This window comes from Streptomyces finlayi, assembly GCF_014216315.1.
In the GTDB taxonomy this organism is placed as follows: Bacteria; Actinomycetota; Actinomycetes; order Streptomycetales; family Streptomycetaceae; genus Streptomyces; species Streptomyces finlayi_A.
In genome coordinates this window covers 5,559,653-5,577,895 of sequence record NZ_CP045702.1, presented here as the reverse complement: position 1 = coordinate 5,577,895, position 18,243 = coordinate 5,559,653, and the positions used below count along the sequence as shown (strand labels likewise).

General features: G+C 68.6%; 9 protein-coding genes, 1 tRNA gene and 1 pseudogene. 4 read left to right on the top strand and 7 right to left on the bottom strand.

All coding sequences use genetic code 11. The annotated features are described in order from the left end of the window. Nucleotides 1–30: 30 nt before the first annotated feature. The 6 genes from F0344_RS25565 to F0344_RS25540 form a co-directional block, all read right to left on the bottom strand. Nucleotides 31–5,628, bottom strand: a complete 5,598-nt coding sequence (locus tag F0344_RS25565; RefSeq protein WP_185301002.1) for a non-ribosomal peptide synthetase — start codon at nt 5,626–5,628, stop codon at nt 31–33. Nucleotides 5,629–5,916: 288 nt separating this feature from the next. Continuing rightward, nucleotides 5,917–8,523, bottom strand: a complete 2,607-nt coding sequence (locus F0344_RS25560) for an ABC transporter permease (RefSeq protein ID WP_219732153.1) — start codon at nt 8,521–8,523, stop codon at nt 5,917–5,919. Continuing rightward, nucleotides 8,520–9,278 (bottom strand): ABC transporter ATP-binding protein, encoded by a 759-nt coding sequence (locus F0344_RS25555; RefSeq protein WP_219732152.1) that lies wholly within the window; start codon nt 9,276–9,278, stop codon nt 8,520–8,522. The genes F0344_RS25560 and F0344_RS25555 overlap by 4 nt, the downstream gene beginning before the upstream one ends. 260 nt (nt 9,279–9,538) lie before the next feature. Further along, a complete protein-coding gene (locus F0344_RS25550; protein ID WP_185301000.1) occupies nt 9,539–10,519 on the bottom strand; it encodes a hypothetical protein in 981 nt (326 codons plus the stop codon). A 149-nt stretch (nt 10,520–10,668) separates the two neighbouring features. Further along, the gene (locus F0344_RS25545) at nt 10,669–11,823 is read right to left on the bottom strand and encodes a hypothetical protein (protein ID WP_185300999.1); all 1,155 of its coding nucleotides are present in this window, start codon (nt 11,821–11,823) and stop codon (nt 10,669–10,671) included. A 58-nt stretch (nt 11,824–11,881) separates the two neighbouring features. Further along, nucleotides 11,882–12,853, bottom strand: coding sequence for a methyltransferase (locus F0344_RS25540; protein WP_258050107.1), 972 nt, complete (start codon nt 12,851–12,853; stop codon nt 11,882–11,884). Between the two features lie 538 nt (nt 12,854–13,391). Here F0344_RS25540 and F0344_RS36120 point away from each other — a divergent pair. From F0344_RS36120 to F0344_RS25520, 4 genes and pseudogenes are all read left to right on the top strand, one after another. Next, nucleotides 13,392–14,750, top strand: a pseudogene (locus tag F0344_RS36120) (RHS repeat-associated core domain-containing protein); the annotation flags it as partial. 769 nt (nt 14,751–15,519) lie between these two features. Continuing rightward, nucleotides 15,520–16,020: a hypothetical protein gene (locus F0344_RS25530; RefSeq protein ID WP_185300997.1), complete on the top strand. Its 501-nt coding sequence runs from the start codon at nt 15,520–15,522 to the stop codon at nt 16,018–16,020. Nucleotides 16,021–16,211: 191 nt separating this feature from the next. Further along, nucleotides 16,212–16,595 (top strand): transposase, encoded by a 384-nt coding sequence (locus F0344_RS25525; protein ID WP_185300336.1) that lies wholly within the window; start codon nt 16,212–16,214, stop codon nt 16,593–16,595. 20 nt (nt 16,596–16,615) lie between these two features. Then, nucleotides 16,616–17,620, top strand: coding sequence for an IS3 family transposase (locus tag F0344_RS25520; protein ID WP_185300337.1), 1,005 nt, complete (start codon nt 16,616–16,618; stop codon nt 17,618–17,620). A 323-nt stretch (nt 17,621–17,943) separates the two neighbouring features. Here F0344_RS25520 and F0344_RS25515 read toward each other — a convergent pair. Further along, nucleotides 17,944–18,017: transfer RNA gene (locus F0344_RS25515), tRNA-Ile, on the bottom strand. Nucleotides 18,018–18,243 lie beyond the last annotated feature (226 nt).

Sequence of the window (18,243 nt, the reverse complement as noted above, 5' to 3'; positions counted from 1 at the left end):
CTCCCATTCAGAGGTGCGGGTCCGGCGCGGTCAGGTCTGGACTGCGGCCGTCTCCAGCACCCGGGCCAGGATCCGGTCGTGGATGGTGGCGGCCAGGGCGGCGACCGTTGGCTGCTCGAAGACGTCCCGGGGGGTGATCTCGACGCCGAAGGCGGTACGCATCCTGGCGGTGGTGCGAAGGCTGTTGATCGAGTTCCCGCCGAGGGCGAAGAAGTTGTCCGCTGCGCCGACCCTTTCGATGCCCAGCACTTCCGACCAGATCCGGGCCAGCGCCTCCTCGGTCGGGTCCCTCGGGGCGACGTACTCGGCACCCGCGCCGTCCTGACGGGTCGGCGCGGGCAGCGCCGATCTGTCGAGCTTGCCGTTGTGGTTGAGCGGCATGTGCTCCAGCAGGACGATCGCGGACGGGATCATGTAGTCGGGCAGTGAGGCGCCGAGGTGGCGGCGCAGCTCCTCCGCGGTCGTCGCCTGCGTCGTGGGCCGGCCCACGACGTAGGCGACGAGTCGCTTGTCGCCCTTGTCGTCCGGCCACACGGACACCGCGGCCTCGGCCACCCCGTCATGGCGCAGCAGTACGTTCTCGATCTCGCCGGGCTCCACCCGGAACCCGCGGATCTTGACCTGGTCGTCGGCTCGCCCGACAAAGTCCAGCATGCCGTCCGGGCGCCATCGCACGACGTCGCCGGTCCGGTACAGCCGCGCCCCGGGAGGGCCGAACGGGTCGGCGACGAACCGCTCGGCGGTCTTGGCCCGGTTGTCGATGTAACCCCGTGCAATGCCCACGCCGCCGACGTACAGCTCGCCCGGCACCCCGATCGGTACCGGGGACAGCCGGTCGTCGAGCACATAGGCCCGGGTGTTGGCGAGCGGCTTGCCCAGCGGCACGCTCTGGTGGCCCGCGCCCGGCTCGACCTCGAAAAGGCTCACCGTCACACCTGCCTCGGTCGGCCCGTAGTTGTTGATCACTCGGTGGTCGCGCGCCCAGGCTTCGGCCAGCTCGGGCACGACCACGTCGCCGCCGACCCGGATGGTGTCCATCCCGGGCAGGGAACCCGCGTCGAGCGACGACAGGACGGTGACGGGGATGGATGCCGTGGTGACCTCGCCCGCGAGCATGTGCTCGACCAGGTAGGCACCGTTGCGCGCGACGTCGGGGCGCGGCACGACCATGGTGCCGCCGGCGGCCCAGGTGGTGAACAGGTCCTGTACGCCGGTGTCGAAGCTCATGGAGCACAGCTGAAACACCCGGCTGCTCGGTGTGAGCCCGTAGGGCCCGACCACCGCGGTCACGGTGTTGTAGAGCGAGCGGTGTTCGACCATGACGCCCTTGGGCCGGCCGGTCGAGCCCGAGGTGTAGACGACGTAGGCGAGGTCGCGGGCGCTGCCCCGGGGCTCGGGGCCGGTGACCGGGTAGGTGGTGATGACCGGCCGGTCGCGGTCCAGGAACATCAGGTCCGCATCGGTTCGGGGGAACCGGTCGATGCCGCGCTCATGGGCCAGCACCACGGGCGGGCGGGTCTCGGCCAGCGTGACAGCCAGCCGGTCCGCCGGGTAGTCCGGGTCCAGCGGCACGTATGCGCCGCCCGCCTTGAGGATGCCGAGGATGGCGACGAACAGGTCAAGGCTCCGCTCGATCGCGATGCCCACCAGCACGTCGCTCCCGACGCCCCGCTCGATGAGGTAGTGGGCCAGCTGATTGGCCCGTGCGTCCAGCGCGGCGTAGGTCAGTCGCTGGTCGTCGAGTTCCACCGCGACCGCGTCCGGGCGCAGCCGCGCCTGCTCGGCGAACAACTCGTGTATGTGGTGCTCGATGGAGTGACCGGCGGCCGTGTCCGCCACCTCGCCCATGACCACCCGGTGCTCGGCGGGCGAGAGGGCCGGCAGCTCGCCGAGGGTCCGCCCGGGTTCGTCGGCGAACGCCTCCAGCAGCGTCCGCAGGTATTCCGCCATGCGGCGCACGCTGTCCGCCTCGAACAGCTCCGGGTCGTAGTGCAGCCGCATGGTGAGCCGGTCACCGGGGAGTACGACGACGCCGAGCGCGGCGCCTGCACCGACCTCGGTGTCGAAGTGGCTGAGTTCCAGACCGTGCGCGGTGAACGCCCGCTCGTCGAACGGATAGTTCTCGAAGACGATGATGCTGTCGAACAGGCTGTCCCCGGAGGAGAGTCCGCTCCACGACTGCGCCTGGGTCAGCGACACGGCCTCGAAGTCCCGGGCGCCGGCCTGCTCCTCCTGGAGCCCGGCCAGCCAGGACACCAGGTTGTGCCCGCTGTCCACCCTCGTGCGGACCGGCAGCGTGTTGACCAGCATGCCGACGATGGAGTCGATGCCCGCGAGGTCCGGTGTCCGGCCGGACACCGTGCCGCCGAAGCAGACGTCCTGGCCTCCGCTGTAGCGCGAGAGCACCAGCGCCCACGCGCCCTGCAGCAATGTGCTCATGGTCAGCTTCGTCCGCTTGGCCACCTCCCCGAGCCGTGCGGAGAGCTCGGGGGCGATGTCCACCTCCACCCACTCGGTCGCACGCGGCCGGTAGTCCGGCGCGGCCGGGCGGTCGTAGGGCAGCCGGGTCGGCACGGTGAAGTCGCCGAGCACGCCACGCCAATACGTCTCCACCGCGGACTGGTCCTGCTCGCCCTGCCACCGCACGTAGTCCCGGAACGGCACCCGGGGCAGCGGTGCCGCTCCCTCGCCGTCGCGCAGCCGCGCGTAGTCGGCGGCCACCTGGGCGAGCAGTTCGGCACCGCTCCACCCGTCCATCACGATGTGGTGGACGGACCACAGCACGCGGACGCTGGAGTCGGTGAGCCGGGTGATCACGACCCTGGCCAGTGGTGCGGCGGCGAGGTCCGTCCCCGCTGCCCGGTCCGCGGCGCGCAGTGTGTCCCACCGCTCCCGCCGTTGGGAGTCCGGCAGCTCGCGCCAGTCGTACTGGGCCACGGGCAGGGTGGCGTCGGCGCGCACCACCTGCACCGGGCTGCTGACGTCGGCCCAGACGACCGCGGTGCGCAGAACGGGAAGCCGCTCCGCCACCCGCTGCCAGGCCCGGCGGAGAAGATCCGGTTCGTCGACGTGGTCGAGCACCAGATCGAACTGGATCAGGTGCAGACCGGTGTCCCCGGTCATCAGCGCGTCGAAGAGCATCCCGCTCTGCATCGGGGTCAGCGGGTAGACGTCCTCGACGGTCCCGCCCTCGGCGAGGCGCTCGGTCTCGGCGGCGGTGAGGTGGACGAGCGGGCCCTTTGCCGGGGCGTCGGAGGGGCCTCCGTCCGCACGGGTGGCGGCCTCGGCCAGTTCCTCGATGGTCGGGGTGAGGAAGAAGTCCTTGGAGGTCAGCCGAATGCCGTGGAGCCGTACCCGGGAGACGACCTTGATGGCCAGGATGGAGTCGCCGCCGACCGCGAAGAAGTTGTCGGTCACGCTCACGCGCTCGACGCCGAAGACCTCGGCCCACACCTGGGCCAGCAGTCGCTCGGTGTCTGTCCGCGGCTCGACGTGGTCCGCCGTGGAGAGCAGGTCGGCCTGCGGCGCCGGCAGCGCGCGGCGGTCGACCTTTCCGGTGTTGGACAGGGGCAGTACGTCCATGGGGACGAACCAGGACGGAATCTCGTAGCTCGGCAGTCGCGCGGACAGGCCGTCGCGCCATGCCTCGACATCGGCCTCGTGGCCGTGTTCCGGCACGACGTAGCCGACCAGGTGCCGGGCGCCACGAATCTCGTGCACGACGACCGCGGCGTCGGTGACACCGCCGAGCGCGGTGAGCGCGCTCTCGATCTCGCCGATCTCGATACGAAGGCCACGGATCTTGACCTGGTTGTCGGCCCGGCGCAGGTAGTCCATCGTCCCGTCGGCGCGCCACCGGACGACGTCGCCGGTGCGGTAGAGCCGCTCGCCCGCCCGGAAGGGGTCGGCCACGAACCGCTCGGCGGTCAGTGCGGCCCGGCCGAAGTAGCAGCGGGCCAGGCCGTCGCCCGCGATGTACATCTCGCCCGCCGAGCCGACAGGCACCGGGCGCAGCCACGCGTCGAGCACGTACAACCGGGTGTTGTCGGTCGGCCGGCCGATCGGCACCGCGCCGGAACGCACCTGCTCCAGGGACAGTTCCTGGAGCAGCGCGTAGGTGGTGGCCTCGGTCGGTCCGTAGGCGTTGACGACCAGGGTGCCGGGGCACTGCGTCATCACCCGCTCCAGCGCCTCCGCCGAGGGCGCCTCGCCGCCTGTGATCACCGTGGCCGCGCCGGCGAAACAGTCGGGCGCCTCCTCGGCGAACAGGCGGAGCAGTGCGGAGGTGAGGAATATCGCCGTCACGCCGTGCTCGGCGATCAGCTCGCGTATGAGTGCGGGCGTCGGCTCCTGCGTCGCGACGACCATCTCACCGCCGGTCAGCAGCGGTACCCACAGCTCGTAGGTCGAGGCGTCGAAGGCGTGCGACGAGTGGAACAGGACGCGCTGGTGCGCCGCGTCGCGCCAGCGGTGGTCCCACGCCAGGGCGACCACATCGGCGTGGGTGACCGCGACGCCCTTCGGGGTCCCGGTGGAACCCGAGGTGAACATGATGTACGCCAAATGACGAGCGTCCGGAATCCGCTCGGGGTCGTGGGCGGGCTGACCCGCGGTCGTGGCCGCGTCGTCCACCACCAGCACCGGGACGTCGGCCGCGGCGGCCTTGGCCGCCATGCCCCGGTCCGTCAGCACCAGCGCGGCGTCGACATCGGCCAGCACGAAGCGAATCCGGTCCCCGGGGTAGGAGGCGTGCAGCGGGACGTAGACGCCGCCGGCCTTCAGCACGGCCAGGATGGACACGACCGCGTGCAACGACCGGTCCAGCAGGAGCGCGACCCGTGACTCCGTGGCGACGCCCTCGGCGAGCAGGCGGTGGGCGAGCCGGTTGGCCCGCTCGTTCAGCTCGGCGTAGGTGAGCCGCTCATCGCCGCACAGCACGGCCGTCCTGTCCGGGGAGAGCCGCACCTGCTCGGCGAAGATGTCCGGCAGGCTGCGGTGTGCCGGGAACTCGTGTCCGGTCTCGTTCCAGTCGATGAGCATGCGGCGCAGCTCGTCGCCGGGCACCAGCCGCATCTCGGACAGCGGCCGCCCCGGTCTGTCGACCACGTCCTCCACCAGAGTGCGGAACGCCTCGGCCATCCGCTCGACGGTCGCCGCGTCGAACGCGGCGGGGTCGTGGTCGACGCACACCTCGAGGCCGCCGTCCACTTCGGCGAACCGGAGCACCACGTCGGCGACGGCGAACTCACCGGGCAGCGTCGCAGCACCCACCGCGTCACGGACCCCGCCGAAGAGGCTCTTGATCGGGAGCCTGCCGTCGACGGTCGCGTGCAGTACGACCGGCGCGCCGTCGTCCTCGGTGGACCGCCCGCGGACGGTCGCGGTCACCTCGTCCTGACCCGCGTAGACCGCGGACAGCACCTGGCCGGCGGCGACCAGCGCACCGAACAGCGTGCCGCCGGCTGCTTCCGCGAGTCGCCGCAGACCCGACGTGAGCGCGCTGTCGAGCGTGAACCGGTGCGTCGACGTGGCCTCGGCGAGCGCCACCGCCCGTGGACGGTCCGTGGGAAAGCGGGTCAACGCCTGGTCGACTGCCGGTCCTGTTCCCGGAATCCCCTCGTGTGTCACGTGGCCTTCCTCTACGGTCTGGGCGTCACTTCCACAGCGGAAGCCGTGCCGGCCGCCAAGTCTTTCCAACGGGGCACGCCCCAGCTACGCACTTGAGCGAAGGGCGAAACAGGGCGGTCAGCAGGCAAGGTGAGTCCGGGGACCGCTGCCGCCCGCACGGAGCAGCGCCGATCATGCCGGGACCAGCCCGGACCCTGTCGAGGCCCGGTCCCGGAGATCCGACGGCGCCGCCGGATGCCCGGCGGCGCCATCGCTTGCTCCCGCGGTATCAGCGGCCCATCGGTCGGATCACTCGCGCCCGCCGATCGCGTCGACCGGAGCGGGCCTCATGGCGTACTTGGTGGCCATCGCGATCGAACCCCAGGAGAGCGCGACGGTGAGCGCCACGATCGCGATGAGGCCGAAGGGGGAAATGCTGGGAACGGGCGACTTCGCCAGCGAGTTGCTGATGCCGACGAGCGGCGGGATCGTCGCCAGCAGACCGAACAGCAGCGCCGAGAAGATCACGATCCTGGCCTCGCCGTTCATCATCGCGCGGACCTGCTGACGGCCGGCGCCGATGAGTTGCAGCATGGCGAACTCACGCACCCGCGCCGCCGTCGCCATCACCAGTGTGTTCACGACGGCGATGGCGATGTAGCCGAGAAGCAGGGTCTGGAACAGGAGGTTGAGCGCCCAGTCGCCCGAACTGCCGGACCCGGGCGCGTTCTGGAATGCCTCCCGGTCGCCCACCTCGACCGTCGGATAGCGCTCGACGGTGTTCCGCAGCGCGCTCTCGAGCGACTTCGCATCGGTTCCGTCCTCGGCCCTGATCAGCACCGCGCTGTTGACCTGCGATGTCGTGTGCGCGACGACGAGATCGTTGGGGAGGGTGACGTCCCCGAAGCCCAGGCCCCTCTCGTAGATCGCCACCACCCGTGGCTCGATCACCGTGCCGTCGCCGAGCCGCAGGTCGACCGTCTCCCCGCGGTGCGCCCGGACGGTCTCCGCGACAACCCTGCTCAGCGCCACCGTCCCGTCGTTCAGCTTCGCGATGTCACCCTCGATCACCTCGAGGTCCATGGTGTCGGAGAGCCGTTCGGGCGCGACACCCTGGGCGGCGAAGACCTTGGTCGCGGTGCTGTCCTCGGACGGAAACGTCAGCAGCACCCGCATCCGCGCGACCGGCGTCACCACGGCGACCCCGGGCGTGCCGCGCACGGCGTCCACGGCCTGCGGGGACACTCCGGCGCCGGACGACGCGGTCAGCACGCGGTCGGCCCGGAGGCCGTCCTCGAACTGCTCCTGCGACGCCGCGATCGTCGTGGAAGCTCCGAACACCTGCACGGCGGCCAGCGTCACTCCCATGGCCAGCGGCGTGGCGGCCGTACTGAGCCGCCGTACGCTCGCCCGCGCGTTGGCATGGGCGAGGAAACCGTGCGCCTTGGACTGCCGGTTCAGGACCGAGCCGAACAGCAGGATGGCGCCTCTGAGCAGCAAGGGCCCGACGCACCCGAGCGCCACGACGAACAACAGGACCGCGGCCGCCGCGGTGTCGGCCACCGAGTCGCCCGAGACCGCGACATCGCTCACGGTCAGCAGCAGGCCGAGCGGGATGAGCAGGAACCCGATGGTCAACCGGACCCAGCCGAGCTTCTTGGGCTCGATGGCGGCGTCCCCGAGCGCCTCGACCGGGCTGGTCCTGGCCACCCGGCGCGCGACCAGCCACCCGCCGAGGCGGGCACTGACCATACAGAGCACCAGCGAGGCGAGGAAGGGCAGCCACCCGACTTCCATCCGGAAGTCCGGCGGCATCGCGTCGGCGAAGATGAACACGCCGCGCATCACGAAGGCGAGCAGGATGCCGGGGATCGCACCGACCAGGGCACCCGCCAACGACACCAGGGTCATCTCGGCGCCGATCATCCAGTGGATCTGCTTGGGCGTCGCGCCGATGGCGCGCAGCAGCGCCAGTTCACGCCTGCGCTGCTGCACCGACAGCCCGAGAGTGGTCGCCACCACGAACACCACGATCAGCACCATGGTGCCGCCGAACGACGCCGACGACTCGACCACCATGCTGCGGGCATCGCCCACGTCCAGGAACTCCACGTCGCCGCGTTCGGTGCCGGTGCGTGCCACCACATGGGGTACTGCGGCCGTGATCCGATCCGCCAGCGCCTCCGGGGTGACGCCGGGTTCGGCGCGCACACCGATGGCGTCCACCCGGCCCGGACGGCCCGACAGCTCGGTCGCCCGGGCATCGGTGAAGAACACTGCGGACTGCCGGTCCAGCCCGCCCTTCGGCGGGCCGGCGAGGCCCACCACACGGTAGGTCGAGGGGATCGAGCCGACCACGATCCTTACCTTCGAGCCGACCGACAGGTCCGCGCGCCGGGCAAGGTCCACGTCGAGCACGGCTTCGTCGGACGCGGAGGGCGCACTGCCCTCACGTACCGAGAAAGGCCCGAGCGACGCGCCGGACCAGCCGTGCCCGAACACCGGGAAACCGTCCGGGCCGCCCGTCTCCTCGCCGTCCTGGTTCAGCACGCTGACGTCGATGTCGACGTCGCCGACAGCGGACTTGACCCCGGGCACGGCGGCCACGGCGTCGACCTTCTCGGCGGGGAGCGTGACACGCTCGCTGTAGCGGACCTCTGCGCTCTCGTCCAGCCAGTACGACTGCTCCCCGCCGATGGCTACCGCCGTGCCCGAGTACCGCTCAGGCACCACACCGGTGTTGAGCCCGGACATCAGCAGGATCCCGCAGGCGGTGATCACCGCCGAGCCCGCGGCGATCGCGACGAAGGAACCGATGAACCCCCCTTTGCGCCCCTTGATCGTGCTCCACGCAAGCGACAGGTCCTTGCGGTACGGCACCACGAGGCGGACCAGTCGCCGAATGAGGCGGATCACCACTCGCCCAGGTGCGTCATGCGCGACGCGACCTGCTCCGAGGTGGGGCTGTGCATCTCGCCCGCGAGCCTGCCGTCGGCCAGGAACACCACCGAGTCGGCGTACGAGGCCGCGACCGGGTCGTGGGTGACCATCAGCACCGTCTGCCCCATGTTGTCCACGACGTGTCGCAACAGTTCCAGGACCTGTCTGCTGGACCGGGAGTCCAGCGCTCCGGTCGGCTCGTCCGCGACCACGGCGTCGGGCCGGGTGATCAGCGCGCGGGCGACCGCGACTCGCTGCTGCTGACCGCCGGAGAGCTCGCTCGGCCGCCGCTTGAGGTGCTCACCGAGGCCGACCGCGGTGAGCACCTCGCGCAGGAACGCACGGTCGGTCTTCCGGTCCGCGAGGCGCAGCGGAAGTGAGACGTTCTCCTCGACGGTCAGTGATCCCAGCAAATTGTAGGCCTGGAAGATGAAGCCGATCCGCTCCCGTCGCACCTCGGTGAGCTGGATCTCGTCGAGGTTCGACAACTCGACGTCACCCAGCCAAACAGACCCAGAAGTTGGCCGGTCCAAGCCTGCCGCGCAATTGAGAAATGTGCTCTTACCCGAACCGGACGGTCCCATTACGGCGGTGAAGGTGCCGCGCCGCAGTTCGATGCTCACGGCATCCAGGGCCTGCACCGGGCTCTTTGCCGAGCCATACACTTTGGATACCGAATCTAATCGAATCGACCAGTCAACTGGGTTGGCGCTGCGCGCAGTTCGAAACATGGCAGGAGCCTACCCAGGCCGCGCCGCCACCTGCCACCCTCCCCCGTCATGGGGCAGTCGAAACCGCCAGAACAAGACATCGGCAATTCAGGGATCGCGGAAGCCCCACACGAATCTCATGAGAGTTCGAAGGACATCCGGAGACAGGCCACTATTCGAACCGCCTTCCGAACCCCGGAATCGTGGATAATCGGTCCTGCCGACGTCTTCGGGCGGAGAACCGGCAGCCCTCCTCGGCGAGGAGCCGCCGGCGTCGGGTGTCAGACGCAGTTGTACTGCGCGGGCGTGGAGGCATCGCTCCCGATGAGAGTCTTTTCGTCGGTGCTGATCGCCGTGAGTGTGAAGTAGTCCGAGACCCCGGACAACGGGTCGGCAACCACGCCGTTTCGCCACAGGACGGCCCGTGGAGTCGAGTTGACGAACCCCAGGCCGCCCACGGTTCCCGCACCACCGATCGCCTTTGCCGAGATGGCGCCATTCTTGATGGTCCGGACGAGCGAACCCTGATCATTCCATTCGGCCGCGGCGTAACTCGTGTCGTTGTCCATGCTGCCGGCAGCGCGCCCGTCCCGGATCGCCCACGGAGTGCCCATGCCGTTGGGGCCTTGCGCCGCGAGCGTGTGCCACTGGCCGCTGGTGTCCGTGACGAATCCCTCCGTGTCGGTGTACCCGACGATCCTGCCTTGCTCGTCGATGTCGGTGGCCGTGAGACTCCCGGTATCGGGGACAGCCAGTTCGCGGTAGGTTCCCGGGGCGCTCGCCGGCCACACCACCAGGATGCGCTTCGACCCGACCGCGGCGGTTCCGGCAATGTCACCGGCGTCGTTGATCGCGTCGGCCGTCGAGTGGTCCCAGGACGGATCGAACGGCAGCACAGCACTCGCCCCGGTGCGGGTCACCGTCACGCCTTTGAACGTGCCGTCGAAGAGGTCGTTGCCCGCGATGAGGCCCGCCGCGTTGACGTCCACCGGCGTGATCGAGGGCAGCCACAGCACGACCTTTCCGTTGTCCCACAGCGTCCCCTGCTTCTCCTTGTAGCCGTACGGCCAGGTGCTGGACCGCGTGCCGGTGACGCCGACTCCGTACCGGCCGCCGTCGCTCGCGTACAGCGTGCCGAGATTGGTGGTGGGCGGCAGTTCCCACACGGTCTTCTGCCATTGACAGGCCGCCGCCTGACTCGTGCCGACCGGCACGAGCCCGAGTGCCGCTGTGAGCGTCGCCGCGGCAAGCACGCTTCTCATTCGTCGGTTCAGCAAGATATTGCCCTTTCCATCAAGGAATGCCTCTTTCGACAGCGGGGCCTGACAGGACTCGCCGTGGCACGTGAGGCAGGTCGAGGGAGAACGGAACAACCGCCAGGCGCGGCAGCTTCGACGTCCGATTCAGTCGGTCAACGGAACGCGAACCCCAGAAGATCGAGCCCGGGTGCGGTGGTGATGGGTTCGGGGATCAAGTTGTCCTTGTGGACGAACCGCTTCAGGTAACCGGCACCTTCGGTTCCGCCGGATCCCTTGACCCCGGGCAGGTAGCGACGGCCGAATCCGTAGTGTCTGCCGCGCCAGGTCAGCAACCTGCGTTCGACCCCGGCAAGTGCCTCGGTCAGCTCCGGATCGCCCGACCTGAGCACCACTTCGCGCAACGGACGCACCGAGCGCAGCGGCGGCAGGGTCAGCTCACGCAGGTGATCGAACTTCGAGTACGCCTCGATCTTGCGCACGTCGTAGCCGTACACCGTCAGTTCCATCATGTGGTAGTTCAGCGACTGGACGGCGCTGGCCTCACCGGTGGCGTCACGGAAGTTCAGGAACAGGTCCGGCGTCAGCGTCTGCAGCATGTGGAATATGTGGCTGGGCAACTCCACGTAGTGGGCCAGCTGCGCCATCAGCGCGTGCGCCTGGCCGTCACCGCGCCCGATCGACGTCCGCGCCCTCACGGCGAAGTAGCGGATCAAGTAGAAGGCCAGTTCGCACGCCTGCACCGAGCGCAGGAAGATGTTCTCGTGGTGGTCGCCCGAGGCGAGGAAGCCGGAGCAACGGGTCAGCACGAGCGCCTGCCAGCGCGCCAGCCCGTCGTCACGCGCCCGGTCGATCAGCTCGGCTGCCGTCGTGTCACCGTCGGTCTCCACGCGCAGCCGCCCGATCTGCTCGCGCAGCGCGTCCAGCCGGCGTAACCGCTCCTCGGTGTGATCGGCCTCCGTCAGCTGGGGAGCCGCGCGCCGCTCGACCGCGTCCAGATCGGCCAGCGTCGCCTCCAGCGCCAGCACGGCACCGGCTACGGGTTCGGTCGGATGCAGGTCGAGGAACCACGAGTAGACGTGCAGGTTGGAATAGCGGTAGTACTCGGGGATGGGTTCCCGGCTGAACGTCCGGGTCAACAGCCGCATCACCTCGTTCCCGGCCCTGCGGTCCGTGTACGTCTCTTCGTAGAGCTTGGCCAGCAGGGCGCGCTCATCCCCGGTCAGCGCACCTCGGCCCGCCCTCTGTTGAAGCTGTATGACCTCGTCGCACCGTCCCGGGAATTGCAAGGACGCCAGTCCGGTCTCCATCTGTCCTCCAGGGCTGCGCTCGGAGCCACGGGCCGTCATCGAGCCGCGGCATGACGTCTCATCTCTTGTGACCGATGACCAACTGCTTGTCCTGCGAGGTCCGATGCACCTCGCAGTCGACGAACCCCGCGCTCTCCAGCAGGCCGACGTACTCGGCCGCGGTCCTGTGCCGGCCCTTCGCCTCGACGTGCATCGACAGGTTCATCACGGCGGTGGGCAGCGGCCCGCGGCGGTCGTCGTCGAACAGGCGGTCCATGATCAGGACCCGGCCGCCGTCGACGCACGCGCGATGCGCCTTGCGCAGCAGCTCCAGGCCGATCTCGTCGGTCCAGCCGGAGAGGATGTAGCCGAACGCGACACACTCGGTCGGCGGGAACTCGTCCTGGTGGAAGTCACCGGCGGCGAAGTCCAGCCTGCCGTGCAGGCCGTACCGCTCGACGGTGTCAGCCACATGAGGGCCGACCTCGGGCAGCTCGAACACCGTGGCGCTCAGGCCGGGGGTCGCCTCCAGCGCGGCCACGCAGAACGGCCCGCTCGCGCCGCCGATGTCCACCAGATGCCGGACCTCGGCCAGCCCGGCCATGGGTACCAGTTCGCGGGAGACGTCGTAGGTGAGCTGCCACATGGCCTCCAGGAACTCCTCGGTGAGTTTCGGAGTCCTGTACATGACGTCGAACGGGGCAGGCAGGGCGGCGTCCACGGCCGACTTCCCGGCCGTCAGGTAGCTGTCCAGCTGCGGCAGCCGGCCGAGGGTGCTGTTCATCACATGGTTGAGGAAGCCGCCGACCGAGCGTGAACTCCCAGGGTCGAGGAAGGGCGCCATCTCCGCGGAGATGCGGTACGCACCGTGCTCGTTCTGCTCGATGACGCCGAAGGAGTCGAGGAGGATCAGCAGCCGGTCAAGGGTCTCCTCGTCGAGCCCGAGTTCACTGGCGATCTTGCCGGTGGACGCCTCCTCGGCTATGAGGAGACCGAAAACACCGTGCTTGCCCGCCAAATGCACCGCGGTGGTCGCATACACGCCGTACATCGCTTTTTCCAACGCATTGGGTAGCATTACTCAATCTCCACATCGTTTCCTTGTGCGGTCACGCAGTCGCAGCTCGAATCGATTTGCGCCCGTTTCCCGAGTCGCACGAAAGACTGACGGCGGAGACGGAGGAAGTACGCGACCACGACTGGGCAGTACGGCCTTATCGGCTTCTGCGAGTGGAGGCTATGCGCGGGCAGCGAGGCCCTCAAGGAAGTTGCTTTGTAGTTCAAGGAGCGAGGCAGCCTCGCACGGACGGCATCGACAAGAGTTTCCCTATACGAAGCATTCGCTCGGGGGAAATAGTTTTACTCCTACGGCAAACAGCGAGGTCGCGAGGCTGCTCCGGACTACTGGCCGGTCGACGCACATCGAGCGCCCCGTACGCATTCACCGCCCAGGCACCGTCGCGGATCCCGCAGTGCGCATCGGCGACCGGGGCACAGGCCGATGCGGGGACCTTCCGTACGCGGCTGTGGTTCGCTTCGGTGATCACCTGCGGGCCGAGTGGGACAGCCGGCGTCCGCGCTGGGCCAACCGGGCGACCGAGGCGCTGGCGGGCCAGGAGAAGGAGTCCACCTCCTACACCTACGACGCCAACGGCAAGCCGGAGACGGTGGTCCATCCCGACCAATACTCCACCTACACCTACGACCTCCGGGACCTCGTGAAGACGGTGTCGGTCGGCAAGACCGCAACCGACACGGCGCCCAAGGTCACGTCGTACGCGTACACCGACCGCGGGCAGCGGCTCAAGGAGACCAAGGCCAACGGCAACACAGTCGATCTCACCTACTACCTCGACGGTGTCGTCAGGACCCAGGCCGAGAAGAAGGCCAACGGCACCCTGGTGTCGTCGCACACCTACACCTACGACCCGAACGGCAACAAGTCGCAGGACGTGGCGAAGAAGATGAACGCCGACAACAACACGGCGTACCTCGCCTCCACCACCGCCTACACCTACGACCCGGCCGACCGGCTCTCCAAGTCGGTCAAGACCGGAACCGGCGCGGGCACCGACACGTACACCCACGACGACAACGCCAATGTCGTGTCCCAGACCGTCAAGGGCGACACGACCACGTACGACTACGACCGCAACCGACTGCTGTCCGCGACCACCGCGGGGGCCACGGCCACGTACGACTACGACCCGTTCGGCCGCCAGCAGTCGGTGACCAGCGGGGGCAAGGTCGTTGAGCGCACCGTCTACGACGGCTTCGATCACGTCACCGAGAGCACGAGCCTCGATGACGCCGGGGCCGAGAAGACCACCAAGTACACCTACGATCCGCTGGACCGCACGGCGACCAAGACCGTGGACGCCAAGACCACCGACTTCGACTACCTCGGCCTTTCCGGCGAGGTGCTGGACGAGAAGGTGGCCGGCGAGCTGACCAAGTCGTACCAGTACAGCCCGTGGGGCGAGCGCCTGTCCCAGGTCAAGCACAACACCGACGGGACGAGCGAGGACGGCTTCTACGGCTACAACAGCCACACCGACGTCGAGACGCTGACCACCAAGGACGGAGACACCAAGGCCACCTACGGGTACACGGCCTACGGGAACGACGACGAGTCCGAGTTCACCGGGATCGACAAGCCGGAGGCGGGCGACCCGACCGAGGAGAGCTACAACCCCTACCGGTACAACGCCAAGCGCTGGGACGCCCAGTCCGGCACTTACGACATGGGATTCCGTAACTACAACCCGGGCCTCAACCGCTTCACCACCCGGGACATGTACAACGGTGCCCTCGCGGACATGGGCCTCGGCTCCGATCCGTACACCAGCAACCGCTACGCCTTCACCGGCGGCAACCCCACCAGCTTCATCGAGCTGGACGGGCACCTGCCGTGCGCCGAGGGCATCAAGGACGTGTGCGGTGGCGGCAGCACGATGACCAGCCTCTTCCTGGCACCCTCCAAGCCGGCCAGCGGTGGCGGCTACACGGACGGCTCGCCCAGTGAGCCCAAGGTCACGTACGACGACGATTTCCCCTACGACCCCAACTCCAAGCCGACCGCGGGCGACTATGTGAGCTGGAACAAGTGGAAGGCCCAGATGATCGGTGGCGGCCTGCTCGCCTCGCTCGGCTTCTACGGTGACGGCGCCCTCGACGACGCCGTGCCCGCCTACGCCCGCTACAGGGAGAACACCGGGGCGGACTTCGAGGTGAACTACAACGAGGGGTACCACGAGGACGAGGCCATCGGAGCCTTCGTCGACAGCGAGATCTCCCGGGCACAGAACGCCGCGGAAATCCTCAGTGGGAAGACCGGGAAGTCCACCTTCGACATGACGGGCGGGGCGCGGAGCATGACGGGCTCCGGTCTGTACACGAAGACCGAGAACTGGGACAAGACCCTGGGTGATCACAAGATCTGGGGCAGCGCCGAAGTCACGTCACAGGGTGACAAGTTTACGATGACGGTCACGGTCCACGCCATGGACCGCTACGACTTCAACCAGGGCATGACGGACAAGGCATCGGGTGCGTCGGACGCCGAGAACGGCCGTTTCGCTACGCTCGGCTGGGCGAAACCGTTCATGGTGAGCGGATCGCTCACCCGAGTCGTCACATGGAACAGGGGAGACGTGGGAAGCAGCACGGTGGTGACCAATGGCCCGCGGTGACGTCCGTCGGACGCGCAGGGGAGTCATGCTGGTCGCGGCACTGACACTGATCACCGGCTGCGGCAGCGGTGAGGCCGACACCGCGAGTGTCCGGAGTCCCGCGGGGTCTTCGGCCCGCTCGCCGGAGACGGCGGAGCCAGAGCAGACGATCGAGCGGGACAAGGATCCGGTTCTCGAGCGGTTCCCGGAGTTCGGGGACATCACCGCCGTCGAATGGGTCACGAGAGAGTTCGGGAGGCCGTCGGAGATGGCGGGCCCCACGGACTTCCGTGTCTCGGGCGTGGCTCAGCTGGCGAAGGCCGATACCGAACGGCTCCAGCAGGAGCACGACTGGGTACCGGCCGAGGAAGCCCCGGCCACGCTGGAGGGGATCTCCCCCAGGGTGCCCAAGGGAGTGGCCTGGGAGGTGAGTGGGGGATTCACCGCCCAGGTGACGGGAGGAGCGTTCGAAGCGACGTTCTTCCTTGATCCCAAGGCTGGGGTCATGGTGTTCGACGCCGTGAATCCGTCGGTCGCCAATCCCTGAGCACTGCTGGGCCGGCTGTTGGCCGTACGCGCACGCGTACGGCCAACAGCCGCAGTCGTTGGAAGCACTGTGAAAAGCAGGCTCGCCGTCCTGTTCCTGGGCAGGCCACCGCCCTCTCTGTCAGCCTTGGGTGAGACGTCTCGCTTCGGCGGGTTAGCCTGAGAGGGCACTGACAGGAGAACTATCCCCTCATGACCAGTACCAATCCCACGGGATCCGACCCGGCCCCCAGGCCGAAGCGCCGTTCGTTCAGTCCGGAGTACAAGCTGCGGATCGTCGCCGAGTACGACGCCGCGCCCAAGAACGAGAAGGGCGCGGTCCTGCGCCGCGAGCGCCTGTACCACTCGCACGTCACCGAGTGGCGGGCCGCGCGGGATGCCGGGGCCCTGGAAAAGCTGGTCGACAAGCGCACCAGCCCGGCGAGGCCGAAGAAGCCGGCCGCCGAGACGGAGAACGAGAAACTGCGCCGCCAGGTGGAACGGCTGGAGAAGGAACTGGCCCGGAACAAGGCCGCACTGGAAGTCATGGGAAAAGCTTCCGCGCTCTTGGAAATGATCTCCGAGAGCGCGGACTGAATCCTGCCGCCGGCCCTGTCGTGGACGAGGCGTTCACCGGCGTCGAGGCCCAGCTGGGCATCACGGCCGCCTGTCGGCTGACCGGTCGGTCCAGGGCCACCCATTACCGCCGGCTCCGGCCCCCGCCACCACGCGAAGAACGTGCCCCGCAGGTGCAGCCGTCGGCCCTGTCGGACGAAGAGCGTGCCGTGGTGCTGGAGTTGATGAACGGCGAGGAGTACGCCGAGCTTGCGCCCGCGCAGATCTGGGCCCGCGAGCTGGACGCGGGGCGCTATCACTGCTCGGTCTCGACGATGTACCGGATCCTGCGCGAACAGGGGCAGAGCGGCGAGCGCCGACGGCAGGCCACCCATCCCGCCAGGACGGTGCCCGAGCTGGTCGCCACCGGGCCCTCGCAGGTGTTCACCTGGGACATCACCAAGGCGGCCGGACCGGTCAAGGGCGTCTGGTATCACGCCTACGTGATCATCGACATCTTCAGCCGGTACATCGTCGGCCACACCGTCGAAGCGGCCGAATCAGCGACACGGGCCGAGGAACTGATCCGCGAGACCATCACCCGCAACGGCATCGTGCCCGAGACGGTGCACGCGGACCGCGGCACCTCGATGACCAGCAAGAAGGTCTCCCAGCTGCTGATCGACCTGGGGGTGACGCGGTCGCACTCGCGGCCGAAGGTCTCCAACGACAATCCTTACAGCGAGGCCCACTTCAAGACCACGAAGTACATGTCCGACTACCCCGAACGGTTCGACTCGCTGACCCACGCCCGCGAGTGGTTCGACGCCTTCATCGCGTACTACAACCACGAGCACCGGCATTCCGGCATCGGCTGGCACACCCCCGCATCCGTCCACTTCGGGACCGCCGAGGAAGTCCGCGACCAGCGCGCGGTCACCCTCGCCGAGGCATACGCCCGCCACCCCGAACGCTTCGGCCGCCGCCCCCGACCACCCCAGATACCCCAAACGGCCTGGATCAACGACCCGGCCAAGCGCCGCGAACCCGCACCACAAACCCCATAGCGATACGACCGTCTCACTGGACTTGAAATCTTCCGCCGGGGCACTACTTGCAGTCACTCCCCCGCGACAGCGGCCGACGCGGAACCGGTGCACTTCGGAGCAACGTCACGAGGCGCAGGGCGACAGTCCGCCCCCAGCCCTCAAAGGAAGGGTGAGTGGGACGCCCCACCACCCACCCCACCGAGGAACCGGCTAAAAAACCCCAGGTCAAGGCCCTCTGTGGAATCACGGGGGACACGGGACGGCGCACGTTCGCCACACCGATTCGAGGTGCCCTCCGCCGCCCGAACCACGTTTCCGCAGGTCAGAACGTTTTTCCTAGGTGGGGCGGGTGGGACTCGAACCCACGGCCGACGGATTATGAGTCCGCTGCTCTAACCGGCTGAGCTACCGCCCCGTTTCGGCGTGGCGCGTACACGTGTGCGCGCCGTCTGCCGCAGCATAGCCGGTCATACGATCTCTCGCTTCGGATGCCCCGCTTCGCATGACCATGAGGACCGCGCTGCCGCCTGCCCGGTTCCGGCCGCCGCGAAGTACCCACGAATGAGTCACCGCCGGAGTCTGCGGAGAGGTGCGGGCGGACGGGCCGGGCACATGAAAAAGGACCCCGAGGGGTCCTCTTC